Here is a 26,165-nt window from a genome sequence, read left to right as displayed (position 1 = left end):
GCTTCCATACAGCGATCAGCCCTATGGCGATGAGCCCAAGGGTGCCGGCAAAATAAAAGGCGAAGGGAAGGGCGATGAGCTCATTGACGATGCCGGCGAGGTACGGGCCACCAAACATGCCGATTGCGTAAATCGCCTGATACGTTCCCATCGCTGTCGCCTTTCTGGCGTCGTCGACCGATTCAATCGACATTCCTAACAACAATGGGAATAAGAGTCCAAGGAAAAAACCGCTGCCGATTTGGACGATATAAACAAACAAGCTTCCGCTGGCAACTGGAATCAAGAACGTAAACAAGGCGCTGCCGAAAAAGGCAATGGCCAAGGACCGCCATTTTCCGAGTAAAGGAACGACCGTCTTTCCGATGAACACCGTCGCAATGGCGTGAGGGATCATAAAGCAAACCATCAGAAGGCTTAAATCGTTTTCATTGAGGCCTGTCCTTAAGGCATACGCCGGTGTGAAGCCAAAAATGGTCGTAAAAATGATCCCGTGGGCCAAAACGGATAAAACGGAGACTTTGAGCAACAACGGTTCCTTCATCACAGAAAGAAGGTCTTTGAGTTGGACGGTTTGCGGCCGCACCGATCCCTCACTTTGTTTCGATTCCTTGATCGATATAGAGAGAACGACGCCCACCGCGGCTAGACATCCTCCAGCCCAAAACGGGGCGTGCCATCCCCAGCGGTCCACGATCGAACCGCCTGCCGTCATGCCCACGAGCTGCGCCAACACCACGACAAGCGAAATTTGGCCCATCGCCCGGTGGATGTCTTCCGAACGGAAGTAACTAGCATACAGAACCGTAAAGACGACCCACGTCGCGGCGGCGACGCCAGCGAGCGCTCTTGCCACCAGCGCCCATCCTAAGCTGTTCGTGAGCGCAAACAGCCACCCGCTTCCCATCGCAGCCGCCATGCCGATCATGACAAACGGTTTTCTCCGTTGCACCATATCTGAGACAAGGCCGATCGGAATGCGGCATAAAAACTGCATGAGGCCGTAACTGCCCAAGACAAGCCCGACAAACGAATACGCCCCTCCCAGCTGTTCCACATACGGAGACAGGATCGGCATATAAATAAAAAGAGACAACCAAAAGAAAAAGGAGGCGATGAGGAACATCGCCACATCCTTGCGCCATGGGCTGTGAGCCACCCCACTCCCCCCTTTGCGCGTTCATGTATGGCTACACCGAAGGCAACAAGGCCTCTGTTGCCTTCTTTGCCGAACCGAATTCGCGAATTTTTTGTTTGACCGTCTGTTTCACTTCTTCTCTCCCGGCGCCAAGGTATTTCCTCGGATCATACAGTCCCTCGTTCTCGCGGAACATGCGGCAAATGCCGCGGGTAAAGGCCCATTGGTTCTCGGTGTTGACATTGATTTTCGCCGTTCCGAAGGAAATCGCCTTTTGAATATCGGCCAGCGGAATTCCTGTTCCGCCATGCAGGACAAGAGGAACCCCAGTTCGGCGCCCGATCTCTTCCATCTGGGCAAATCCCAGCTTTGGCTTCCCTTTGTACGGGCCGTGAACCGAACCTAACGCCGGAGCGAGGCAGTCGACCCCTGTTTCTTTCACAAGGCGTTCGCATTCCTCAGGAATGGCATACATGGCTTCTGCTTCGTCCACCACCAAGTCGTCCTCCTGCCCCCCGATCCTCCCCACTTCCGCTTCGACCGAGACGCCAAACTCCCGGGCGGCTTTGACGACTTGTTTCGTGATGGAAATATTTTGTTCTAACGGATGATGGGATGCATCGATCATCACCGAAGTAAACCCGGCTTCCATCGCTTCGAGGCATTGTTCATAGGAAGAGCCGTGATCCAAATGAAGCGCGACCGGCACCGTGATGCGGTACTCCTTCACGAGCTCTTTCACCATGGCCGCTGCGGTCCGCAACCCACCGAGATGGTCAATATATCCCGGACTCACGGCCAAAATGACCGGCGCTTCTTCTTCCTCAGCCCCCAGCAAAATGGCCTGGGCAAATTCCAAATTGTTGATGTTGAAATGTCCGACGGCATATCTTCCTTGCCATGCCCGTTGCAGCATGTTTTTCATCGACACAAGCGGCATTGTTCTTCCTCCTTTTCAATATACGGAAAACGTATCAAGCGCTCTTGCGGAGCTTGATACGTTTTCGAACGCATTACCAGCGGGAGGTCATCATTTTTTTGCGCGTATAAAACTCGACGCCATCCATGCCGTTCGCATGAAGATCGCCATAAAACGAGTTTTTCCACCCGGAGAACGGGAAGAACGCCATCGGCGCGGGAACGCCTAAGTTGACGCCTAACATGCCAGCGTCGATTTCCTCGCGGAATTTGCGGACATTCCCCCCGTCTCTTGTATAGATGCACGCTCCATTGGCAAACGGAGACTTGTTGGCCACCTCAATGGCTTCATCTAATGTCTCGACCCGTACGATCGAAAGAACAGGGGCGAAAATTTCGTCTTTCCAAATGGTCATGTCAGTAGTGACTCGGTCAAAAATCGTCGGACCGATAAAGTATCCATTATCCTGAACCGCGGCGTCCTTTCGTCCGTCGCGCACCAGAATGGCCCCTTCCTTTTCCCCAAGTTCAATATACTTCACGGTCCGTTGCTTATGGGCTTCGCGAATGACCGGGCCTAAAAAGACGCTCTCCTCCAGCCCATTGCCGATTTTCAATTCATTCGCGGCCGCCACCAGCTTCTCGACAAGTTCATCGGCAATCTCCCCAACCGCGACAACGACCGACGCCGCCATGCACCGTTCTCCCGCCGAGCCGAACGCTGCGTTAATAATTTCACGGACCGCAACATTCAAATCGGCATCCGGCATGACAATGGAATGGTTTTTCGCCCCCGTCAACGCTTGAACCCGTTTGCCGTGAGCCGCTGCCGTTTTGTACACATACTCGCCGACCGGCTGGGAGCCGACAAACGAGATGGCTTTCACATCCGGGTGCTCCAACAGCCCGTTCACGACATCATGCGCCCCATGGACGATGTTAAGCACCCCGTCCGGAAGCCCAGCCTCTTTAAACAGTTCAGCCAAACGATTCGCCAACATCGGCGTGCGCTCGGACGGTTTTAAGACGAACGTGTTTCCGCACGCAATCGCCAGCGGGAACATCCAGCAAGGGACCATCATCGGGAAGTTAAACGGCGTGATGCCCCCCACGACGCCGATCGGATACCGGTACATCCCCGATTCAATGCCGGTCGCAATATCTGGAAGCTGCCGCCCCATCATGAGCGTCGGCGCACCGGCCGCAAATTCGACGCATTCAATGCCGCGTTGCACTTCCCCATATGCTTCGTTGTAGCTTTTGCCGTTTTCTAACGTCACCAATCGGGCCAGCTCTTCCCAATGCTCGACAAGCAACTGCTGATATTTAAACAAGATTCTTGCCCGGCGCGGCACCGGCGTTTTGCGCCATGTTTTGAACGCCTCTTTGGCAGCTCGGACCGCTTCGTCCAACTCCTCGCGGCTTGAAATCGGAACGTAGGCCAACACTTCGCCCGTTGCCGGGTTCGGAACGGCTTCCGTCTTCCCGGAACGAGACTCGACCCATTGCCCGCCAATATAGTTTTTTAAGGTTTGCACTCCCGTTGTCATCGTCATGTCCATGTTCCCCCTTCTTTTTATTTCCGAGCAGCTGAACCGTTGCGATGTTGTTCGATGAACTGTTCGATTTGCGCCAATGTCGGCATCGCATCCGAGCAGCTATGGCTTGAGATGACAATCGACGCCGCAGCTGCCCCGTATTCCATTGCCTTTGGAATCGGCCAATCGTTCATTAGCCCGTAGATAAATCCTGCGGCATACGAGTCGCCGGCCCCAAACGTTTTGACAATATTTGCTGGGAAAATCGTGCCGACAAACGTTTCTCCAGTTTTCGTATAAGCAATAGACCCGTCTTTGCCATGCTTAATGACAACGATTTTCGCGTTGTAATCAAACCATTTTCGCGCTGTTTGTTCATCATCGCGCCGCTGGCCGTCAAACCGCTCCATCATGTCAAATTCTTCTCTCGTGCCGATGATCACGTCGCATTTTTCGGCTGCCAAGTTGTAATAGATCGCTGTTTCCTCTTTGGATTGCCACGTATATGGGCGATAATCCAAATCGAACACAACGACGGTTCCATGGCGTCTTGCGTAGTCCAACGCTAAAAACACCGCTTCTCTTGACGGGCTTTTCGCTAAAGCTGTCCCGGAAATCAACAGGCATTTGGCGCGCCGAATATAGTCTTCGTCAATATCGTTCGGTTCCAGCTTCAAATCAGCGACATTATCGCGATACATTAGGATGCTGCAGTCGGTCGGGCTCTTGATTTCGGTAAAAGCCAAGCCCGTCACACTGCCGGACTTGTCGGTAATGACATGGGACGTATCAATTCCATTGTTTTTTAAATATCGGACAATAAATCGACCCATTTGGTCGTCGGCCACTCGGCCGATAAACCCTGTTTTCATGCCGAGCCGGGCCATGCCGATGGCAATATTCGCCGGAGATCCGCCGACATATTTCGTAAACGTCATCGTTTCTTCCATCGGCCGATGGATTTCATTGGCGTTCAAATCGATGCATAGCCGGCCAACGGCGATAAAATCCAACGGTTTTTGCTGGTCAAATGGGAGGAAACTCATCGAACCGCCTCTTTCCTGTCGTCTTTTTAGATTATTTCTCCTTCTGTTTGGCCGCGAGCTTGCTTTCCATCACCCAGTCATGGTCCGGGTCATTATGAAACTTCCACGTCCGCACCGGCCCGGCCATGACGTTCAAGTAATACCCCTCATACCCTGGGGGAGCGGAAACCGGATGGTAGCCTTTCGGGACTAAGACGACATCCCCGTTTTTCACGACCATCGTTTCGTCGATGGAACGATCATCGGTGTACACACGCTGCACCATAAAACCGTGACCGGGATTGATTTTATGATAATACGTTTCTTCCAAATACGACTCATGGGGCAAGTTGTCTTGGTCGTGTTTATGCGGGGGGTAGCTCGACCAGTTTCCTTCCGGCGTAAACACTTCAACGACAAGCAAGCTGTCGGCCGGTTGGGATTCCGGAAGAATGTTATGCACCCGCCGTTCAATATTTCCTGCTCCCCGTATTTCGACTCCTACTTCGCTTGGGGGGATCAATCGCGCCGGATATGTACCTTTCCCCGGCGCTAAACAAACCGCTACTTCCACATCCGTCATCGCTTCGACTTCATACACATCGTTTGCCGGAACATAGACCGAGTATGGCGGAACTTTCTCAAACACATCCATTCTCAATCCGATCTGTTCCCACCGCTCCAGCTTCGTAGATATGTTCGCTTTCCCTTTGAGAAGAACAAGGCAAGCCTCCTGATCCTTCGTCTCTTTTCGCAATGTTTGTCCTTTTGCCAACACATACACTTCAAACCCGACGTACTCCCACCCCACTGATTCCGGTGTTACGCGGACGACGTTCCCTTCTTCATTCGGCGAATGGCTTGGTATGATCAGTCGGCTCATCGTTTCATCCTCCCCCCTTACCGCTTTTGGGCCGCCAAGAGATGATGAACAAGGCGGTCAATATATTCTTTGGCCATTTTGGCGTACGTGTACGGGTGCGCCACAGCCGGGTCCTGTTCTGCTTCGACGATGATCCAGCCGTTATAGTCCATCTCAATCAATTTGGCAAAAATCGGAACAAAGTCAATGCATCCATCTCCAGGAACCGTAAACATGCCACGCAACACCGCCGTGCGAAAGTCGAGTTGTTCCCGTCTCACCAGCTCGAGCACATCGTGCCTTACGTCTTTCAAATGAACGTATTGAATGCGATCCGCATACCGATGCAACAGTTCAACTGGATCATATCCGCCATATAACGCATGCCCTGTGTCATACAAGAGATGGACAAGATTCGGATCCGTCAACTCCATTAAGCGATCGATCTCTTCCGCCGTTTCGACGACTGTTCCCGCGTGAAAGTGGTAAACAATTTTCATTCCTAGCTCTTGACATATATGCGCGGCGCGATGCAATCCGTCAACAAGGGACTCCCATTCGGAATCCGTGAGCCGTTGAATCGTTTTTTCTTCTGGCGCCCGGCGCGGATCCCAGTGCATCGATCCCCCCATCTCGCAGACAATCGCATACTTGCATCCCATATCGTGCAAATATTCCGCCCAAGACCGGAACGTCTTGAGTTCCTCTTCAAGACGAGAACGGTCTGAAAAGAGCACGCCGATGAATTTGCTGGCGAGCTCGATGCCATATTGGTTCAGTTTTGCCCTCAATGACGGGGGATCTTGGGAAAAGAGGCGCCCCATTTCCGTTGCAACATACCCAAGCTCCGCCATTTCGGATAAGACTTGATCTTGGGTATAGTGATCACCCAGTCCCGGAATATCATCATTGACCCAGCTGATCGGGGCAATGCCGATACGAAAAGGATTAACCGTTTTTTCCATCTCTCTCACTCCAGTTGTTCAATATTTTCTTGCCCTTTGCAATTGTTGTTCTTTCCGCTTGTATGCCTCCGCAATTTTTGGGTTCCGGGACACTTCCGCCACCCCGACATGCCACCATGACTCATAATCATGGGTCATCGTTTTTGGAAGCACCTTAATATCGATCAATGTCGACACCGATTGTTGTTTGGCATCTTCGAGCGCTTCTTTTAATTGCTCGAGCGTGTGCACTTTATACGTTTTCACCCCGTAACCGGCCGCGCTTTGCGCGAAGTCAATCGGAATCAAGCTCCCGTCTAAGCGCCCGGTTTCTTCGTTGCGGTAGCGGAATTCTGTGGCGAAACTGCCCATTCCATGACCCATTTGCAAGTTGTTAATGCAGCCGAATCCACCATTATCAAATAGGAGAACATTGATTTTTTTCTTTTCCTGAATGCTCGTTACAAGCTCCGAGTGAAGCATTAAGTAGCTGCCATCGCCGACCATCGCATAGACTTCTTTATCCGGCTCCGCCATTTTCACGCCAAGCGCACCAGCAATCTCATACCCCATGCACGAATAGCCGTACTCCATATGATACGTATTGGGCCGGCGCGCCACCCACATGCGCTGCAAATCCCCCGGCAAGCTGCCTGCCGCTCCGATGATAATGGCGTCGTCATCGATCCACTCGTTAATCGCGCCAATGACTTCCGTTTGCGTTAACGAAGAATCGAAAAACTCGGAATACTCAGTCAAAACCTCATCGAGATGGCCGGCCACCTCCGGCTGAAAGCCCGACTGGCGGTAGCGGACGTGATGCAGTCGGTTAAGCTCTTCTTCCCACGCCTTTTTCGCGATGTCTATTTCATTCGTATAGCCGGATCGATACCCGATTTTCTCCAACTCTTCGGTTAAGGCGAGAAGAGCAAGTTTCGCATCTGCCACTACGCGGACGGCATCCAATTTGCAAGCATCAAAGACCGAGACATTGATCGTCAAAAATTCTACTTCAGGATGTTGGAAAAGCTGTTTCGACCCTGTCGTAAAATCGGTGTAACGGGTGCCAATCCCAATGACCAAATCGGCTTCCTTCGCAATTATATTGGCGGCAAGGTTGCCGGTGACGCCAATTCCCCCGAGATTGTATGGGTGGGCGCTTTCCACCGCGCTTTTGCCGGCTTGCGTTTCCCCGTAAGGAATGTGAAATTTCTCGGCAAACTGTTTCAGTTCTTCCGCTGCTTCCGAATAGCGGACGCCGCCGCCGCAAATGATGATCGGTTTTTTCTTTCTGCGAATGAGCTCCACCGCCTCATGAATCGCCGCTTTCGCCGGAACACGGCGTTCAATGCGGTGAATCCGTTTTTGAAAAAAGGATTCAGGAAAATCGTACGCTTCCCCTTGCACATCTTGAGGCAAGGCAATGGTGACTGCTCCGGTGTTGGCGGGATCGGTCAGTACCCGCATCGCTTGAATCATCGCCGACATCAGCTGCTCGGGGCGGCTGATGCGATCCCAATATTTGCTGACGGCACGAAATGCATCATTTGTGGAAACCGTCAAATCATGCCAGTGCTCAATTTGTTGGAGTACCGGATCGGGTTGTCTAGTCGCGAACGTATCCCCCGGAAGCAATAAAACCGGAATATGGTTCGCTGAAGCCGTCGCCGCTGCTGTCACCATATTCGCTGCTCCAGGACCGACAGACGATGTGCACGCCATAATTTGCCGCCGGTGTTTTTGTTTTGCAAAGGCAATCGCCGCATGCGCCATGCCTTGCTCATTGCGCCCTTGGTACACTTCGAGCTCTCCTGGATCTTCCTCAAGCGCTTGGCCAAGGCCGAGTACGTTGCCATGGCCGAAAATCGTAAAAATGCCTTTGACAAACTTCTGGATGTGGCCATCGAACTCCACATACTGCTGATTTAAAAACTTGACTAACGCTTGGGCGGTTGTTAAGCGGATCGTTTTCACCGGTTTCCCTCCCGTAGATGTTCAAACTCGTTCGATCTCAAAATACCGACGGAGAACGTTCTCCATCTTTGCCTTTCCGGTTTGAATCGTTTCTTCTGCTTCCCATTGCCAATACTCGGGGCGGAATAACTCAATGGAAGCCATTTCATTGTAGCCAATGGCTTGGAGCGTACGTAAAATGCCATCCAAGTCAATCGCCCCGTCCCCCGGCCACACTCGATGGTGATCGCGCAATGCGCCAACCGGCAAATCTTCACAATCATCCATATGGAATACGAAAATGTCCTTCGGATCCGCCGCTTGCAAGTCCTCAAGCCGGGAGTTCATGGCGTGAAAATGGAAGCAGTCGAGAACAAGGCCCACTTGGCCGCTGTCCACCTCTTTGACAATCTCATATGCCTGCGCGAACGTGTTAACGGAACAATTGGGATATCCGCAAAACTCAAGCGCGATTTTTACGCCATATGGTTCGCTTAACTCTGCTAACTCCCGCAGTACGCGAACGGTTTCCGCCTTAATTTCAGCCTTGGTATAATCGCCTACGTCAAACGTCGGAACTGCAATCACCGTTTTGCAGCCAATTTGCTGGCCAATTTCGCACAAAAACTGCAGATCGCGGCGAATTTGGCCAAATCCTTCCTCATCACGGAACGTGATAAACTCCAGCGCATTGAAGGCATACGGTTTTAAACGATGAGAAGCAAAGAATTGTTTCAAGTCGTCAACCGTATAGGAAGCGAGAAATTCTTTCAACTTATCAAGCCGAATTTCAATGCCGTCATAACCGTGCTTTTCGCATAGATCTAAGTCGTTCTTTAATGTGGAGTTTTGTAGTGTTGTCGCCTCATTAAACACAATCTTCATGAGCCTTTGCTCCCCCTGATTATGATTTCCGGTTTTTGCGGGAATCGATGAACACCGCCACCGTAATAATGACGCCTTTCAGAATTTGTTGCCAATACGGCGAAACGTTTAACAAGTCAAGTCCGTTGTTCATCACCCCGATAATGAGCGCACCGACAATCGTGCCGCCGATCGTCCCAATCCCGCCAGCAAGGCTTGTACCGCCAATGACCGCCGCAGCGATGGCATCGAGTTCATACATCATCCCTGCCGTCGGCTGCCCCGAGGAAATGCGCGAAGTCAAGATGACCCCCGCCAATCCGGACAACAGACCAGCGTATCCGTAAACGAAAATCTTATATTTATCGACATTGACCCCGGCAATGACGGCGGCCTGCTCATTTCCGCCGATTGCATAGACATATTTGCCAAACTTCGTTTTATTTAAGAGAATGTAAGAAATGACCCCTACAAGCGCAAAGATGAGAATCGGAACCGGAATCCCCAAAACATCTCCTTGGCCAATCCATAAGAACGATGGCGACAAATTCCCAATCGGTCTCCCGTCGCTGAATAACAGCGCTGCCCCTCTCGCGGCCGTCATCATGCCCAATGTGACGATAAACGGGGCAATGTTCGCCTTCGAAATAATCGTTCCGTTTATGACCCCAGTCAAAAGCCCTAACCCAAGACCAATCAAAATCGGAACAATCACGGGATACGTATCCGGGTGGGCAAAACTGGCGGCCACAACCGACACAAGTGCAATGACGGATCCCGATGACAAATCAATGCCGGTCGTAATAATGACAATCGTGACGCCAATCGCGACAATGCCGACGACCGACATTTGCCGAACGATATTTAATAAGTTGCCGGTTGTAAAAAACGTCGGCGAAAGAATGGACATCAAAATGACGAGCCCAATGAGAATCATCAACATTCCATAGCGGTCGAAAAATCGATACAATTTGTCCTTCGACGTGGCCGTGGAAGAAACCCCTGCCTTCTCCCGCTTGTTCGTAACAGAAACTTGGCTTTCCATCTCCATTCCCCCTATCCTTATCTTTTCGTCTCGATCAGCTGGCCCGTTGCCAGCTGCATAATCCGCTCTTGGGTCGCTTCTTCCCTCGTTAGTTCTCCCATTTTTCTCCCTTCATGCATAACAATAACCCGGTCGCTCAATCCTAATATTTCTGGCATTTCAGACGAAACCACAATGATCGCTTTTCCATTCTTGGCGAGCTCAAAAATCAGATGATAAATTTCCGCTTTCGCTCCTACGTCGATTCCCCTTGTCGGTTCATCGAGGAACAAAATATCCGGGTTGTGAAGCAACCAACGGGCAATGAGTGCCTTTTGCTGATTGCCTCCGCTTAAGTATTTGATCAACTGCTGCAAGCTCGGTGTTTTAATCGAAAGCTGTTCAGCAAGCCGTTGGCAGTCTTCGCGGATTTTTCGTTGCTGCAAAAAGCCTGCCTTCGTATACTGGTTGACCGTAACCGTGATCATGTTGTCCTCGACCGACAGCGGCAAAAACAGGCCTGTCAGTTTTCGGTCTTCCGTCAACAATCCCATTCCATACCGAATCGCATCCCGCGTCGAGCGGATCGTCGCCTTTTTTCCGTGGACATAAATGTCTCCCGCATCCGGTTTGGTAACACCGAAAACGCTTTCTAATACTTCCGTTCTTCCGGATCCCATCAAACCGGCAAATCCGACAATTTCCCCTTTTCGCACTTCAAAGCTCACATCATGAAATTTCCCTTTTTTCGTCAACCCTTGAACCGACAACGCCACTTCCCCAATCGGGACTTTTGGTTTATGGAAAATTTGATTTAGTTCCCGCCCAACCATCATTTGAATGAGTTCATCTCTTGTCATTTGATGGCTCGGCTTCGTCCCGATGTACTTGCCATCCCTCAGCACGGTCACCTCATCGGTGATTTGTTCGAGCTCATCCATCTTATGGGTAATATAAATAATGGAGACTCCCTCTTTTTTCAACGAACGGATAATTCGGAAAAGGTGGTGAACCTCTTTCTCTGTAATCGCAGACGTTGGTTCGTCCATAATAATGAGCTTCGAATGATAAGAAATCGCCTTTGCAATTTCCACCATCTGCATATTGGCGATGCTCAAATCCGCCATCTTCGCATTGGGGTCAATATCGATCTCAAGCCGTTCGAATAGTTGCCTCGTCTTTTTGACGAGCTCTTTCATTTTGACCCAGCCGGCGAACGGATAACTCGGCTCCCTGCCAAGAAAAATGTTTTCCGCTACTGTCATGTTCGGAACAGGGCTTAACTCTTGGTGAATCATTGAAATGCCTCTATCAAGCGCATGTTTGATCGTGGAGACTTTCAACTCTTCGCCGTCAAGGATAATCTTGCCTCGGTCCGGCGTGTAAATGCCAATTAAAATTTTCATCAATGTCGATTTCCCAGCCCCATTCTCTCCCATGAGCGCGTGAACCGTGCCTCTTTTAACCTTCAGCTGCACACCGTCTAACGCTTTGACGCCTGGAAATTCTTTGGTTATGTCTATCATTTCCAGCACATAGTCTTCGCTCATACACTTCCCCCCATCTCCACCAAGGTTCACTGTTTTTTCTGAAAGGTACTAGCAGTTGCTGCGATGCGTTCGGAAAGAAATGGCGTCGTCCGAACAAAGTTAACAAAATTACCTTATTTAGCGCTTTCATTCATGAATGCGCTTTTATGCGCAACAGTAGGGCTCTTTCCGCAACTGCTGCACCCGTCTGTTAGGGCAAGCGCTTTCCCTACTTTTATTCTACAGCTTTTCTGCATTTTTTACAACACATTTTTTAAATCTTCAGTAAAATTGCCCTTGTGATTGCCTTATAACTGATCATTCATTGTTGTTAAGGGAATTGTCCGTGCAACACCGGCAGCCAAGAAAGACGTTACCTTCCCTCTTCTCATTGCAAGCTAGGCAAGCGCTTACTCTAACCTATCTTTTTTCCCTTTTAAAAAATATCCTTAGTTACAAACTATTTTATGAACGTCTGCCAACCGGTTTTTTGATCGTCTGACGAGATCGCAAACCGCAAAAGCCTTATCGGCAGCTGCCGTTTGAATGAAAGGACACTGGCTAATATAGTGTCCTTTCATCCTAATTCACTCATAAAGAGGGATAACAAACGGAAACTGTTATTCCCATTCATTTCACCGCTAAAAAATGTCCCAAAAGTGAACGTTATACAAACACTTTTGGGACATCTGCAAGATTGCCGTAAGCCACCTTTTGGACAATACCCTTTACAGCCGAGTAGCAGTGAACTCCCCACCACCTACGCTTCGCTTAGAGGCGGGGGGCTTCAAGCGACTTGTGCGTGTTCGCCGAACGGTAAGCCACACACAAGAACCCTTTACGCTTTCCTTCGTTCTGAAGGTGTCTGTTCTAACCATAGACGATCCTATTCGTTTTCGTTGGCGATTGCCAACCGAAATTCATCTCCCGCCTACTCACTGGTCTGTGCCCTTCACGTTCCTTGAGGCAGGAGACTTCTTTAGGAAATTACGTTAAAACGGGACATCATTGCCACTTTTTGATATACTCATCAACATTATCTTTCGTGACGAGTTCATACGGAATCCAGTTAAACTTCTCGACTTTTTCCCCTTTTGCGGCTTTAATGGCCACTTCTAGTCCGCCTTGCCCTTGTCCTTTGGCATTTTGGAAGACGGTCACTTTCAATTTCCCTTGCTTCACGTATTCAAGGGCATCTGGTGTCGCGTCAATTCCCGCTACAATAACGTCGTTTAACTTTCCGGCAGCCTCAAGAGCCATAATTGCACCAATCGCCATTTCATCGTTGTTCGCTACAACGGCATCGATTTTCTTACCAGATTGCAGCCAGTTTTCCATCAACGACATTCCTTTGGCGCGATCCCACTCGGCCGTTCCTTCAAGGACGACTTTCATCCCCGGATATTTTTTGATCACTTGCTTGTTTCCTTCGGTCCGTTTGATCTGCGCTTCATGCCCCATTTGGCCGTTCATAATGGCAATGTTTCCTTTACCGCCTAACATTTTTGCTACTTCTTCCATTTGCATAATGCCGGATTTGATTGACTCTGAACCGACGTAAGCGGTTGCTTTGTCTACCCCATCAAAGATACGGTTGACAACAACGATCGGAATGTTAGCCTGATTAGCCTTCTCAACCATCTGCGGAGCCGAAACAGTGTCAACAGGGATAATGACAATCGCATCGACTTTTTGCTGAATGAAGTTTTCCACTTGAGACAATTGCTTGTTTGCGTCATTCATCGCATCAACGTAAATGACTTCCACATCTTTTTGCGTTTTGGCATATTCCTTCATTCCGTCTTGCAAGTAACTCAGCCATTTGTCATCAAAATCTGGAAGGGCCGCGCCAATGACAATTTTTCCTGGTTTGTCCCCTGATTGGGCTGTTTCTTGTTGTTTGTTGCAACCAAAAAGCAACGAAAAACTAAACAGCAATACGACCAATGAAATCCACTTCATTCGACCTTTCATCTTCCTTTTGCCCCCTTGTCCCCTTTGTTTCTTTAAAACTTCCTTGTCCATAGCGGCCTTTCTCGCCACTCAATAGGGGGCGAAAGCCGCTACGAACCATGTTCTATGACAAACGAAGCCAAAGTGGCCTCGCTGCCTTCGACTAGCGTGTTTGCTCAGCTACATGCCCTTCGAGCCATACTGTTTTTCCGCTGTCAAACGACTCGGTCGCCGCAATGGCAATTTTTAGGTTCACTTTTCCGTCAATTTCAGTTACTTTTGGTGTTTGCCGGTTTTGAACGCATTCGATAAAGTGGACAAGCTCTAAACGGTACGCATCGTTGAATCGCGTTTGGAAATCAGGGATGATTTCGTATGTGCTTCCTTTGGAATTCAACAATGTGACATTTTGATTGCGAAGAGTGCCAATAAACAAGGAGCCTTCTGTGCCGATAATTTCTGTACGAATATCGTGCCCGTATGGCGAGTTCCGGCTTGCCTCGATATCCCCAGCTGCGCCAGAGTCAAAATGGACATACGTAATTGCCTGATCCACATCTTTAAACTCTTTCATAAATGAATGCAACAGTACTCTTCCATGAGCGGAAACAGACGTAATTTCTGCCCCCATTAAGTAACGGGCAATATCATAGTCATGAATCGAAACGTCCAAAAATACGCGGCCGCTATGTTGAATAAACTCAGCCGGAGGTGAACCAGCATCTCTTGTAATCCCTTTAAAGTAGATTGGTTTGCCAATATCCCCCGCTTCAATTCTTCTCTTCGCCTCGGCATAAGCAGGATCAAACCGTCTCATAAAGCCGACTTGACAAATGACACCTGTCTCCTGAATCGTTTGAATGATGTCATCGGCTTCCTCTAAACTTTGGGTAAGCGGTTTCTCGACGAAGATCGCTTTGCCGTTTTTGGCTGCTTTTGCAATCATCTCTGCATGAGTGCTCGTCGGGGTTACGATCACGACGGCATCAATTGTCGGATCCTCGAATACATCATCCGGGTTCTTGGTCCAGTGCTCGATCCCGTATTCACGTGCGAACTGCTCCGCTCTTTCTCCAAGGGGATCAACGACACTCACTAATTTCGCCCCGCTCACTTGATGAGTTGCCAAGTTTTTCGCATGGTGGTGTCCAAGGCGCCCTAATCCAAGAACTGCACAACGAACGGTCATGATCCACACACCTTTCTTTGCTTAATGTAATCGCTTTCTAAATCGTCGTATTTCATCAACGCGATTGCACTTGCACTGACGGTAGCACTTCAGAAATGCTTACCCATCCCCCAGTTTGCACCGACCGTTCCACCGCCTCAAGCACGGCTTGATTGCGAACGCCGTCTTCGAAGTTCGGCGAAGGGCTGTACCCGCCGGCAATGCCATTCATCATTTCCACCAACAAGTTAATAAATGTATGTTCATAGCCAATAATGTGCCCAGCCGGCCAATAAGCCGAGGCATACGGATGCTCCACCTCTGTGCAGTTGATCGTCCGGAATCCTTGCAGTCCGCGCTCATCGTCTTCGAGGTACACTTGAAGGTTATTCATATTTTCCATATCCCAACGGATCGAGCCGCGTTCCCCATTAATTTCAAAACGGTTTCCTGCCCGATTTCCTCTGCTAAAACGGCTGACTTCAAACACTCCTAAAGCCCCGTTTTCAAAACGGGCCAAGAAGGCGGAGGCATCATCAACATCCACTTCTCCCCATGCCGTGCCTTCAACGCGCCCTTTTAAATGGATGTCCATATCTCCAAGCGGCCGTTTTTTAATAAACGTCTCCATCATGCCGACAACTTCGCGGAATTCTCCGACTAAGAAACGGGCCAGGTCGATAATATGCGCCCCAAGATCTCCGTGTGTGCCTGATCCAGATACTTCTTTTTTCAGGCGCCATATTAACGGGAAGTTCGGATCCATCAGCCAGTCTTGCAAAAACGTAGCACGAATGTGGTAAATTTTCCCCAGTCGCCCTTGTGCGATCAACTGCTTGGCAAACTGAACCGCCGGAGCAAAACGGTAATTGTGACAAATCATATGAACTACACCTGCTCGCTTGACAGCTTCCAACATTTCAAGCGATTGTTCCAATGTGAGAGCAAGCGGTTTCTCACAAATGATATGTTTTCCTGCTTTCGCTGCCGCGATTGCAATTTCCGCATGCGTATTGTTTGGGGTAACAATATCGATGACATCGATATCATCCCGTTCAATCAGGCGGCGCCAATCTGTTTCATACGATGCCCATCCCATTTTTTCCGCCGCTTCTTTAACTCCTTGCTCATCCCGGCCCGCAATGGCTTGCAGAACTGGGATGACATCTGTGTCGAAGTAAAAGGGAAGATCGCGAAACGCATGGCTATGCGCTTTTCCCATAAACTTATAACCAACCATGCCAATCCGGATTTGTCTTTTCTCTTTCATTCTCTCACCCGCCTTTTTATTTTGACGGAGCTGTTTGGCGAAAGTCGATTATTTTCCCCGTTTTAGCACTTTCATAAATCGCCTCTAGCAATTGAATCGAGCGGAAGCCATCTTCAGCTGTCACCGGAGGCTTTGTTCCATGGATAATGGCATCAATAAACAGACGATCCTCTTCCTTATATCCCCATTTTTCTTCAATGGATAATTGATAGAAATCATGAATGTGCGCCGCCTGCTGCAACCCTGGGGCATACATGACTTTTTCGAGTTCTTGGGTTGCGACCGTGCTATACTTCCCATAAACCTCCAAACTCTCAAACGGAAAGCTCCATCCAGCATGAGCATACGTCACAAAATTGACGATCGTCCCCGAGACAAATGTCATCATAATCGCGAATGTATCTAATTCCTCTGTCGAAATGTTTTGTTTTGCTTCGCAGTAAACCGTTTGTACTTCACCAAATAAATAACGGCATAGATCCATCAAATGGAAAGGAGTTTCATACAAGAAGCCTCCCGTCACCTTCGGGTTTGCCGTCCAAGGAGGATTTAACAGTTCGCCGCGGTTCATTTTTACATGAGCCAAATAGGGGGTTACCTCCCCGGAATCAACCAATTCCTTGACTCTTTTATACACCGACGCATACCGGCGGTTCATTCCCAAGTTGTAAATCGCCTTTGATCGTTCAGCCGCTTGCCTGATCTGCTCTGCCCCCTCCAAAGAAGTCGCCATCGGTTTTTCTGAGAACACATGCACATTGTTTTCCAGACATTTTAGTACCGGCTCAACATGCATCGTGTTTGGCGTCGTCACGTAAACAGCATCTACACCAAGATCAAATAATTCCTCGAGGCTTTTGACCGCTTTTGCTTCCCCGGCTTCCTTCGCCAATGAAGCGGCTCTTTCTTCCACAATATCCGCTACCCCAATAATTTGAACCCGCTCATCTTTCTTTAGGATCGACGTATGTACCTTGGCAATCCCTCCGGCTCCCAAAATCCCTACTTTCACCCGAGTCATTATTTTCTCCTCCTCATCTCCGTTGTAGCAGGGAAGCGCTTTCTAATACATCGAAAACAATGGTTATTATGTCCATTAATAATAGTGCAATCTAATCTCCATCGAACTTTTTTTGAGCAAGCGCTTTCCTTTTGTTTTTTATTTTACCCTCAACCTATTATTTTATCAAGTATTTTTTTCTAAATTTATAGAAGGCCGGTGAAAAAGTACACCCTGAGGCAGGGATTTAGGGGGCTTATGTCGAAAAAGGAAGAAAAATCGTTGGAATGGAGCGTGAGCGGATCATGAAAGCCCCCAAAAACCCTTCGACTCAGCCTCGTCTGTTTCAAGTCATCGACATGGAAGAACTGGTTCCTCCACATCATATCTTGCGCCAAATCAACGAAGCGGTTGACTTTTCCGTCATTCACGATTGGGTGGCTCCCCTGTACACGGAAAAAACGGGTCGCCCGGCGGCGGATCCGGAACGGCTGCTTCGCCTAATGCTGCTCTCGTATTTGTTCGACCACTCTGAGCGGGAGTTGTATGAGATCCTCCCCATGCATGCCGGATACTTGTGGTTTTGCGGTCTCGACTTTGAATCCGTGCTCCATCCGGATCCTCATCACCCCACACTGCCGGATCGAACGACGCTCGTCAAAACACGGAAACGCTGGCGCCAACATGGAATCTTTGACCGGCTGATGACCTATGTGGTGGATCAATGCATCGCGGCGGGGTTGGTCTCGCCGGATGTCCATGCGGCGGCTGACGGCACCCAAGTGCGGGCGAATGCCTCGATCCACAGCTTGCGGGAGGTCAAGCTCGCTCCGGTGGAGACGTTGGAAGACTATCTGGCCCGCACTGCCCGGGAAGATGAACAGACCGAGGCCCGGGATCCGGATGACGACCCACCCTCTCCGTCTCCAAAATCAGGGGAACGCGTCCATGCCGAAGAACGAGGAAACTTCCGTGGAATCAGGTTTTCCAACCAAACCCATCGAAGCGTGACGGATCCGGATGCCCGGTTGTACAAGAAAGGCAAAGGGCAGGAAGCGTATCCTCGGTATCTGGTGCACGACGTCATCGATGTCCAGTCGCGCGTGATTTTATCCAGACGGGCCAGCCTCGCCACTGGAACGGCGGAACGGGAGACGAGTTTGGAGCAGCTGGCTTCGATTCAGTTTCGCCACCCGTCGATTACGATTCGGACCTTGTCTGCGGACAAAGCGTATGGCACCACCGAGTATCTGGAAGCGCTCTTCGTTCAAGGCATCACACCGCTCGTGCCGTTGCGCCGCAAGGAGATGGAGGAGATTCCAACCTGGAAGCGCCGGGCGAAGGATCCCGCTCAGGAAGCAAAGCGCCAGGCGAAAGTCCGAGACGTTCAGATTCGCAATCAAGCGAGGCTCATTCAGCAACAGGGCGGCTATCGATCCATTCAAGCCCTTCGCACGCGTTGTGAGCATGTGTTCGCCGAAGGGAAGGAATGTCACGGGCTGGACCGGGCCCGAAGCCGGGGCCTTTACGCCATGGAAGAACAGGCGCTGTTGACCGCCGTCGTGCAAAATCTGAAGCGATTGTGCCGGTTTCGAAAAAAACGAGGGGGGACCGGCTCTTTGGCGTGCGCAAAACCGGAATTGGGAGTAGGAAGTCCTGCTCGTCTTCCCATCCTTTGGCGCCAAACGGCGGGGAGAATGGCCTCCAAAATTCGACATGTGGGAAGTCTATGCCCCATTAATTCACCGGCCTTATAGAATTTTTATTAAAAAATAAAAGAACAGCTATTTACAGCTGTTCTTCTCATTAAATTTAACGTTTTCTCCGGTAACATCTATTATTCCATAAAAACAATCTGCTCACATCCTTACGATTTCACTTTAGCGATATGACAGGCCGATTTCCTTACCACTAGATGAGGCGGCAAAATGATCCGCTGTTTCGTATGATTGGTCTCTTCAATTTGGGCAATTAGCAGGTCAACCGCTTGCCTTCCCATTTCTTCAATAGGTTGGGCGACTGTCGTCAACGGCGGGTCGATAATGGCCGATAAAATCGTATTATCAAATCCAACCACTGACAGATCATCGGGAATGCGGAGTCCCAACTCTTTGGCCGCCTGATAAATGCCAACGGCAAGAGAATCAAAACAGGCAAAAATCGCTGTCGGCCTTGGGGTCGACTGCAACAGCTCCATCGCCGCCCTTTTTCCATCAGCCATCGAATAGTCCGTATATACAATCCAAGATTCTTCGCATTTCAAGCCGTTCTCTTGAAGCACCTGCTGATAGGCCTGCAGCCTGTATTTATCGCTTGTGCGACTTAAATTCCCAAGCATGATCGCGATCTGTTGATGTCCTAGGGAAACAAGATGCGAGACAGCCTGATATCCCCCTAAAAAATCATCAACTCTCACCACGTTAATGGCCAGCTCCGGGATGTCTTGGGCAATAAAAACCAAAGGGAAATTCTCTTCCAACAGCTCTTTGATCATTGTATAATTGTTCGTTGTGGTTCCGATAATGATGCCATCCACGCTTTTTTGGCGCAATAAAGAAAGATACATTTCTTCCGTCTCCGGGTTGTTATCCGTATTGCACATCAGAACGTTAAATCCCTGTTCTCTCCCCCGATCTTCCACTTTCCTAGCGATTTCAGAAAAAAATGGGTTTGCTACGTCAGGGATGACAAGGCCAATCGTTCTTGTCCGCTTCCCAGTCAACGCCGAGGCGACCATGCTCGGTTGATAATGCAGCTCTTCCATTACCCGAAGGACTCTTTTTCTCGTTCTTTCACTAATGCGCCCGGTATTATTGAGCACCCTTGATACCGTTGAAATGGATACACCCGCTTTTTTTGCTACATCGTAAATGGTTACTTTCATCGCTCATCATTCTCTCCATCTGTTGTAGTCAAGCTCGTTAGGTAAAGCGCTTGCTCTTCTTAATGTTATTTTAATGGTTTTTCCACTTTCTTTCAATACAATATAGAAAAAGATCCCCTTTATATCCGGCCAGAAGGAAGATTTCTAACCAGCAAGGGGATTTTTCTTAAACAACAATATACAAATTATTTATACTATTTGAGATCTATGAGAAACGTCTTGATTTCATATGGATTTATATCAAATTCCAATTTCTCACTTATCGTTCCTTCCCCTACCTCCCTTTCCATAAGATCACACTCTTGCCAAGCGAAGATGGGCAAATCGCTTGTTATATACACTTTGTTTCTTCTGCCTGTAAATTCATGTAATCGAAGAACAATCCGATTGGAATCCTCAGCTCTTTTTACAACATCTACCATAATGTTGTCAGTATTGGTACCAAACAATGAATATTTTTTTCTAATCGGCTCTCCTACGGCGTAAGTTAAAGGATTATTTAGATACCATGCTTCTTTTACCGTATTGCCTTCTACCCAGTCTCCTTGATGCGGAAGTAAGGAGTAAGTAAAAATGTGATACCCTTGATCTTGTTGATAGTCTGGATAGGTGGCAGATTTAATCAGTGATAGTCTTATCACATTATCTTTAATATCATAGCCATATTTGCAGTCATTCAATAAACTAACCCCATATCCTGTTTCTGATAAATCAGCCCATTGATGCGCAACTGTTTCAAACTTCGCGTAATCCCAACTTGTGTTCCAATGTGTAGGTCTTTTCACATTACCAAATTGGATATCATAGGTCGCTAATGTAGAACGGATCTTAACAGGGAACGCCACCTTTAACAGCTGGTTCTGTTCTTTCCAGTCCACCTCTGTCTTAAAATCTATTCTTCTGCTATGTGTATACAGAATCATATCTTGTTTGATAATGGAGTCCATATACTTCCACTCAAAATGGATAACCGCATAAAGCGATGTTATTTCCTTTATGCTTACATGTTGTAAATCCTCTACCTCTCGCTTTTTCTCTTGGTAAAATATATCAATATCCCAAGCATCAAAGCGTAGAGGTTTATCCTCAAACACTTGTAATACATTCCCACATTTCCCGTCATCTAAGACCTCCCGTTTGGCCTGAAGATCATAAATGGAGATAATTTGCCCTTTATCATTCCATTTAATTTTGTAGTACGGTGAAATAACTTCAGAAGAACCTACATGGAACATATTAGTTTGAACCAAAGTATTATCCGCTTCTACATCATAAAACCGAATTGTACTGAATCCTAGAGGCGGGACATCTTCTACTAATATAACCCAATTGTCACCAACTCTTTCTGCCTTTAACTCTCTCCCTGATACATCCTTCCATATCCCTTTTTTGGTTTTTGTAGTTGCCGGAATTCGGACTAAATCTGTCCTTACCCAAGGAGAGGAGTTGAACACTATAACTGTATCCCCTTTCTTCTCGACTATAATGCTCTCGCTTAGGTTTTTCCAAGCACTTAATGCATACTTTTCAGCTTTCTCATATTCCTCTCTACTATCCTCATAGACTTCACGAATAGAGGAACCAGGAATAATATCGTGGAACTGATTGCGTAAAATTATTTTCCATCCTTCATTTAACCGTTCAAAAGGATAACGGGACCAATCGGAATTTAACGTCGCCGATACAATTCCCATCCATTCCGTCTCACGGTACAGAAGTTCCATCTTTCGATTCATTCTCTTATTGTAAGCCTGGCTCGTATAGGTTCCGCGGTGATACTCAAGATAAAGTTCTCCATCCCATACATGTACATATTGATCCGTATTTCTAATTTTTTCGTTTAACCGTTCAAAAAATTCATCTGCTCTACCAGTTTCTACATTCGGCAATCCAGGGATATCGTTTAGGCGGCGGCGCATCTCCAACATTTCTCTATTTACCCCTCCCCCGCCATCTCCGTAACCATACGATAAAAGCAACTCTTGATTAATTGCCTTATCTCTATATGCCTCCCAAATCCCCTGCACCGTCTCAGGTGTAATTACCCCGTTATAAGTGTAAAACCACCAGTTTTTGTTGGGCTCAGGAGTTGTAATAAAGTGTGTAAGTATCTCACTTCCATCAATTCCTCTCCATATAAATGTATCATGAGGCATTCGATTATATTGGTTCCAGCTGATTTTCGTCGTCATAAACGCATGAATCCCGGATTTTTTAAGAATCTGCGGCAAGGCCCAGTTATATCCAAACACATCCGGAAGCCATAAATACTTGCACTCTACACCGAACTCCTTACGCAAAAAACGAGTTCCCATAAGTATTTGTCGTACCAATGATTCCCCGGAGGGAATGTTACAATCCGCTTCTAGCCACATCGCTCCTCCCGCTTCCCAACGCCCTTCCGCAACCCGCTTCCGAATTTGCTCGAATATTTCAGGATAATCCGATTTAATATATTCATATAGCTGAGGCTGGGTTTGCAAAAAAATGTACTCTGGGTATTTCTCCATTAGTCGAAGCACTGTAGAAAATGATCTCGCAGCCTTTTCCCTTGTATGCTTAAGGCGCCAAAGCCAGGCAACGTCGATGTGTGTATGCCCAATACAACGAATGGTTACCGGATGTTTTTTCTCCATTCTCTTTAATTCATCTTTAAGCATTTCAAGGGCTATGGCAACGGAATTGTAGAATGAATCCGACTTCGGTTTGGACCAATCAATTTGCCGAAATGCACGATCCAACAATGAAAGAAGCAATTGACGCTCAGGAGAGTGCTGACCGAGAACTTTCACCGTTCCAAGAATAGCTTTTCCGGTGAAAAACAAATCATCAGTAACCTCATCAAGCCAAGCTACCTCTGCCCGTTTTATCTTATGTTCCTGCGATTTCGGAATCCCCCCTCCTTCAAGCCCAGACCATAGGCGAAACGTTAAACTTATTTTAGCGCCAGCCGAACCTTTTGGAAAAAACACTTCCATATGATTGGAATCTACGCCTTGATATGGAGAACCGTTTAAGTATAAAAGTGACTCGAATCCTGAGTTATTTCCCTCGCCGGTTTTGCCAAAATCAAATAGACCTACTATCTCCTTTCCCTTCCATTGTTCCGGAATATCAATATCAGCTTGAAGCCAGGCATAGACATCTCTTCCACTCCAATAATCGCCTAGCCTAATTTCCTTCCATTCTTTTGTTTCCGGCGAACGGGCACCTACCTCCCCTTTTTCGTCCACCAAAAAACGAAACTTAGGAATCAAAATCGCCTCGCGATAGCGATGCTCCGACAACTCATTAATACGAGCTTCCAATTTTTCTTCAGTTAAAAACATATCAAATCTCCCCTTTAACTTTTATTGTCGCAAATTTCACTTATCCTTTTGTTGCTCCCCCAAAATTAAACCCTTCTGACATGAAACGTTGACTAATCATGTAAAGAATGATCGGGGGGATTGTATAAATGAGAGAAAAAGCAGCCAATTTCCCATATTCAACCAAACCGTATTGTCCAAAAAATTGATATATTGTTACGGATGCTGGGAGTTTCTCCGGTGATTGTATTAAGATATAGGGAACAAAAAAATTCCCCCAACTTAGAGTAAAACTCACATTTCGCACCCTAACAAGGTCAAAACAAAGGATTTTTTATTTAGTTTTTCAGAATAACTTTTTGACCAACACAACGAGCGATGGCAATCCTTTTTTTACCATCGCTAGTCGTTCTGTATCATGTTAGACGTAGATGCTCTCATCCATGCCCAATCCCTGCAGAATCCTTCGCTGATCCGGGTTGAGGGAGCGATCCAGTGCGCGTTGGATGCGTCCATCCGGCAGCTGGAACAGGACGACGTTCACATATTGAAACAGCTGAAAAATCGCCTGCCCGGTTGGCCGGGTCAGCTTGCGGCCTCCAGCCCCTTTTAACGTTTTAACGGGTGTTCCGGTGTGATGAACTGACGCACCCGGCGCTGAAGAACGCGGTAAATCGCCAAGGCCAAGAGAAATAGATAGCCCAATACGGCAACTCGTTCTGGCTTTTTGACATAAATCTCATCCGTGAAAAACGGATCTTTCAAAAACGCGAAGTTCATTTCCACCGAGATTTGCCCTTTATACAGCTTCAAGATCTCTTGGGCATCCATGGGTTGGCCCTTCCATTCCTTCGGAACGGTCGTGACGAGGACAAACCGGGACGCTTTCCGTCTTGCCTGTTCCCATGCCTGTTGGTCGAATTCGACGTTTAGGCGAAGGGTGTACAGCGTCTCCGTCTCGGGTTCCGCTCCTTTTTTCGGCCGTCCGCGCCGTTTTTTCGGACGCACGATCTCTTCGACCGCGGCCTCCACTCGATGAAACCGAGGGCGAAGGGACGCCTTGAGGGACGTCAAGGCTTGTTCGGCGTCTTCGCGGCAGGAGAAGGGGTGGCGCTCCCAACGGACTTGTTCCTCACGAAGAAGCTCCGCTTCTTTGACCCGCTCTTTTTCGAGCGTCTTTCCTTTGCGCTGGTCGAGCGCGCTCGATTCAACGACGATCAGCCGAACCGGGTGGCCTTCATATGTCGCGGCCGTTTCCCATACCCGGTACGTGGCGCCGTTTCTCTCCGCCAGGGTAAAGGGTGTTTAGTGCAAAATGAAAGTACAGAGTTCTGCAACAAAAAAGTGCAGAGCTTCATGGCATAAAAAAAAGGCTTGCCAGCTCCTAAAATTCCCTCTACTGTTAAGGTTGTGAAGAACAAAACAGTGGAGGTAAAGAAAGGATGCTAGCAATGCCTGAAATTCATCATATCAAACATTTGCGTGAAAAGAAAGGGTTATCGCTTTCCGAAATTGTCCGCAGGACGGGATTTAACTGGAGAACAGTCAAGAAATATGCGGATGGAGACATTTCGGTCAGACAAAAAATAAAGAGAAAACGGGGAATGATGGAGGAAGAAGGATACGGTCAAATCATTGATGACTGGCTGGAGGAGGACGCCAAACTGCCAAGAAAACAACAGCGGACAAGCAAGAAGATGTACGAACAATTAAAGCAGGAACATGGCTTTAAAGGGTCTTATCGAACGGTTTGCGCCTACGTTCAAAAACGAAGACCCCAGCTTAAGCTGGAGAAGGAACGGCGTTACGAGAGGCTGGAACACCCTCCGGGGGAAGCGCAGGTGGATTTCGGCACCATGTCCGTTGTGACGAAGGAAGGAAAAGAGGAAGACCGATCAATTCTGATTTTGAGCTTTCCGTACAGCAACGCCGCGTATGCGTATCCATTGCCGGCGGAAAACAGCGAATGTTTTCTTCACGGACTCACTCAGCTCTTTCGACAGGCCGGAGGCGTCCCGAGAAAACTGCGCATCGACAATTTGGCGGCGGCGGTGGTTTCGATTCGAAAAGGAGGCGAACGTCAATATACTGAAGCATTTGAGCGATTCCGGCTTCATTATGGGTTTGACGTACAGGCGTGCAATCCGTATAGCGGACACGAAAAAGGGAATGTCGAACGGAAAGTTTACTATACTCGTCAACACTGCTTTGTCCCTGCTCCGTTGATCGAGGGGGATGAAGAACTGGCGGAGTGGCTGCATCGCAAGATGATCGAAGATCGAGCCCGCCCCCACTATGAAAAAGGGAGAACCATTGAGGAATTATGGCAGGAAGAACAAAAGGAGTTGCTTGTCCTGCCGGAGAGAGATCTCCCGATCTTCTCCTTCCACCACGCTAATGTCAATAAATACGGGGAAGTAACGGTGGATGGGGAGGCGTTTGTGGTTCATGGGATCCCGGTTCCCAACCGTGTCCTTGTCAAAAAGGAATGGGATCGTTTCATGGTTTTGTCCCAGGAAGGGGAGGTGTACCTGGAAGCGCCAAGGCCGTACACGAAAAAGCAACGGGAGCTCCCTTGGAAGGACATTTTGGCGGAATGGGCGCAAAAGCCCCGGGTGGTGGAGTATTCGCGGTTTCGAGTTTACTTGCCGGAGGCCATTAGGAAATACTTCATGGAACAACCGAAACAGACGGCATCACGCATTCGAGGAGTGCAGAAGCTGCTGGAGCGGTACACCGTCTATGAGATCGCCCAGTGGCTTGACAAGTATCAACGGTGGGATTTGA

At 48.5% G+C, this 26,165-nt stretch carries 18 protein-coding genes and 2 pseudogenes; 2 read left to right on the top strand and 18 right to left on the bottom strand.

Annotation, left to right across the window (positions count from 1 at the left end; translation table 11 throughout):
- The 14 genes from BRO54_RS15335 to BRO54_RS15270 all read right to left on the bottom strand — a co-directional run.
- Positions 1-1,126 (bottom strand): MFS transporter (locus BRO54_RS15335; protein WP_074044493.1); only part of this gene is annotated, 1,126 nt, incomplete at its 3' end.
- Between the two features lie 64 nt (positions 1,127-1,190).
- Positions 1,191-2,078 (bottom strand): class II fructose-1,6-bisphosphate aldolase, encoded by an 888-nt coding sequence (gene fba, locus BRO54_RS15330; protein ID WP_011231376.1) that lies wholly within the window; start codon positions 2,076-2,078, stop codon positions 1,191-1,193.
- A gap of 73 nt (positions 2,079-2,151) precedes the next feature.
- Entirely contained in the window at positions 2,152-3,612 is a 1,461-nt protein-coding gene (locus tag BRO54_RS15325; RefSeq protein ID WP_041467869.1) for a CoA-acylating methylmalonate-semialdehyde dehydrogenase, read from the bottom strand.
- A gap of 20 nt (positions 3,613-3,632) precedes the next feature.
- Positions 3,633-4,640: a 5-dehydro-2-deoxygluconokinase gene (gene iolC / locus BRO54_RS15320; RefSeq protein WP_011231378.1), complete on the bottom strand. Its 1,008-nt coding sequence runs from the start codon at positions 4,638-4,640 to the stop codon at positions 3,633-3,635.
- A 31-nt stretch (positions 4,641-4,671) separates the two neighbouring features.
- Positions 4,672-5,502, bottom strand: a complete 831-nt coding sequence (gene iolB / locus BRO54_RS15315) for a 5-deoxy-glucuronate isomerase (RefSeq protein ID WP_011231379.1) — start codon at positions 5,500-5,502, stop codon at positions 4,672-4,674.
- A gap of 17 nt (positions 5,503-5,519) precedes the next feature.
- Positions 5,520-6,446, bottom strand: a complete 927-nt coding sequence (iolE, locus tag BRO54_RS15310) for a myo-inosose-2 dehydratase (protein WP_074044491.1) — start codon at positions 6,444-6,446, stop codon at positions 5,520-5,522.
- An 18-nt stretch (positions 6,447-6,464) separates the two neighbouring features.
- Positions 6,465-8,399, bottom strand: coding sequence for a 3D-(3,5/4)-trihydroxycyclohexane-1,2-dione acylhydrolase (decyclizing) (iolD, locus tag BRO54_RS15305; protein ID WP_011231381.1), 1,935 nt, complete (start codon positions 8,397-8,399; stop codon positions 6,465-6,467).
- A 21-nt stretch (positions 8,400-8,420) separates the two neighbouring features.
- Entirely contained in the window at positions 8,421-9,263 is an 843-nt protein-coding gene (locus BRO54_RS15300; protein ID WP_011231382.1) for a sugar phosphate isomerase/epimerase family protein, read from the bottom strand.
- A 19-nt stretch (positions 9,264-9,282) separates the two neighbouring features.
- Positions 9,283-10,287 (bottom strand): ABC transporter permease, encoded by a 1,005-nt coding sequence (locus tag BRO54_RS15295; RefSeq protein WP_011231383.1) that lies wholly within the window; start codon positions 10,285-10,287, stop codon positions 9,283-9,285.
- Positions 10,288-10,304: 17 nt separating this feature from the next.
- Positions 10,305-11,816 carry a sugar ABC transporter ATP-binding protein gene (locus BRO54_RS15290; protein ID WP_011231384.1) on the bottom strand — a complete coding sequence of 504 codons (1,512 nt, stop codon included), beginning with the start codon at positions 11,814-11,816 and terminating at the stop codon, positions 10,305-10,307.
- 984 nt (positions 11,817-12,800) lie between these two features.
- Positions 12,801-13,769 carry a sugar ABC transporter substrate-binding protein gene (locus tag BRO54_RS15285; protein ID WP_041467870.1) on the bottom strand — a complete coding sequence of 323 codons (969 nt, stop codon included), beginning with the start codon at positions 13,767-13,769 and terminating at the stop codon, positions 12,801-12,803.
- Positions 13,770-13,911: 142 nt separating this feature from the next.
- Complete coding sequence (iolX, locus tag BRO54_RS15280; protein WP_011231387.1) at positions 13,912-14,937, bottom strand: scyllo-inositol 2-dehydrogenase; 1,026 nt, start codon at positions 14,935-14,937, stop codon at positions 13,912-13,914.
- Between the two features lie 55 nt (positions 14,938-14,992).
- Positions 14,993-16,186, bottom strand: coding sequence for a Gfo/Idh/MocA family protein (locus BRO54_RS15275; RefSeq protein WP_011231388.1), 1,194 nt, complete (start codon positions 16,184-16,186; stop codon positions 14,993-14,995).
- 16 nt (positions 16,187-16,202) lie between these two features.
- Positions 16,203-17,207, bottom strand: coding sequence for a Gfo/Idh/MocA family protein (locus tag BRO54_RS15270; RefSeq protein WP_011231389.1), 1,005 nt, complete (start codon positions 17,205-17,207; stop codon positions 16,203-16,205).
- Positions 17,208-17,473: 266 nt separating this feature from the next.
- Here BRO54_RS15270 and BRO54_RS15265 point away from each other — a divergent pair, with 266 nt between their 5' ends.
- A complete protein-coding gene (locus tag BRO54_RS15265) occupies positions 17,474-18,943 on the top strand; it encodes an IS5-like element ISGka1 family transposase (protein WP_011231390.1) in 1,470 nt (489 codons plus the stop codon).
- A gap of 110 nt (positions 18,944-19,053) precedes the next feature.
- Here the strand turns inward: BRO54_RS15265 and BRO54_RS15260 are convergent, their stop codons facing one another.
- From BRO54_RS15260 to BRO54_RS19565, 4 genes and pseudogenes are all read right to left on the bottom strand, one after another.
- Positions 19,054-20,070: a LacI family DNA-binding transcriptional regulator gene (locus BRO54_RS15260; protein WP_011231391.1), complete on the bottom strand. Its 1,017-nt coding sequence runs from the start codon at positions 20,068-20,070 to the stop codon at positions 19,054-19,056.
- A gap of 194 nt (positions 20,071-20,264) precedes the next feature.
- On the bottom strand, positions 20,265-23,399 hold the full coding sequence (locus tag BRO54_RS15255; protein WP_011231392.1) for an alpha-mannosidase: 3,135 nt from the start codon (positions 23,397-23,399) through the stop codon (positions 20,265-20,267).
- A gap of 40 nt (positions 23,400-23,439) precedes the next feature.
- Positions 23,440-23,673, bottom strand: a pseudogene (locus tag BRO54_RS20615) (carbohydrate ABC transporter permease); the annotation flags it as partial.
- Between the two features lie 126 nt (positions 23,674-23,799).
- Positions 23,800-24,680 (bottom strand): annotated as a pseudogene (locus BRO54_RS19565) (IS1634 family transposase); the annotation flags it as partial.
- Positions 24,681-24,820: 140 nt separating this feature from the next.
- Between BRO54_RS19565 and istA the strand changes: the two are divergent.
- A partial coding sequence (gene istA, locus BRO54_RS15235; protein WP_074044492.1) for an IS21 family transposase occupies positions 24,821-26,165 on the top strand: 1,345 nt, incomplete at its 3' end.

The sequence above is a fragment of the Geobacillus proteiniphilus genome (assembly GCF_001908025.1).
GTDB classification, from domain to species: Bacteria; Bacillota; Bacilli; order Bacillales; family Anoxybacillaceae; genus Geobacillus; species Geobacillus proteiniphilus.
The sequence above is the reverse complement of the archived record's forward strand: the minus strand, read 5'-3'. Positions and strand labels throughout refer to the sequence as shown.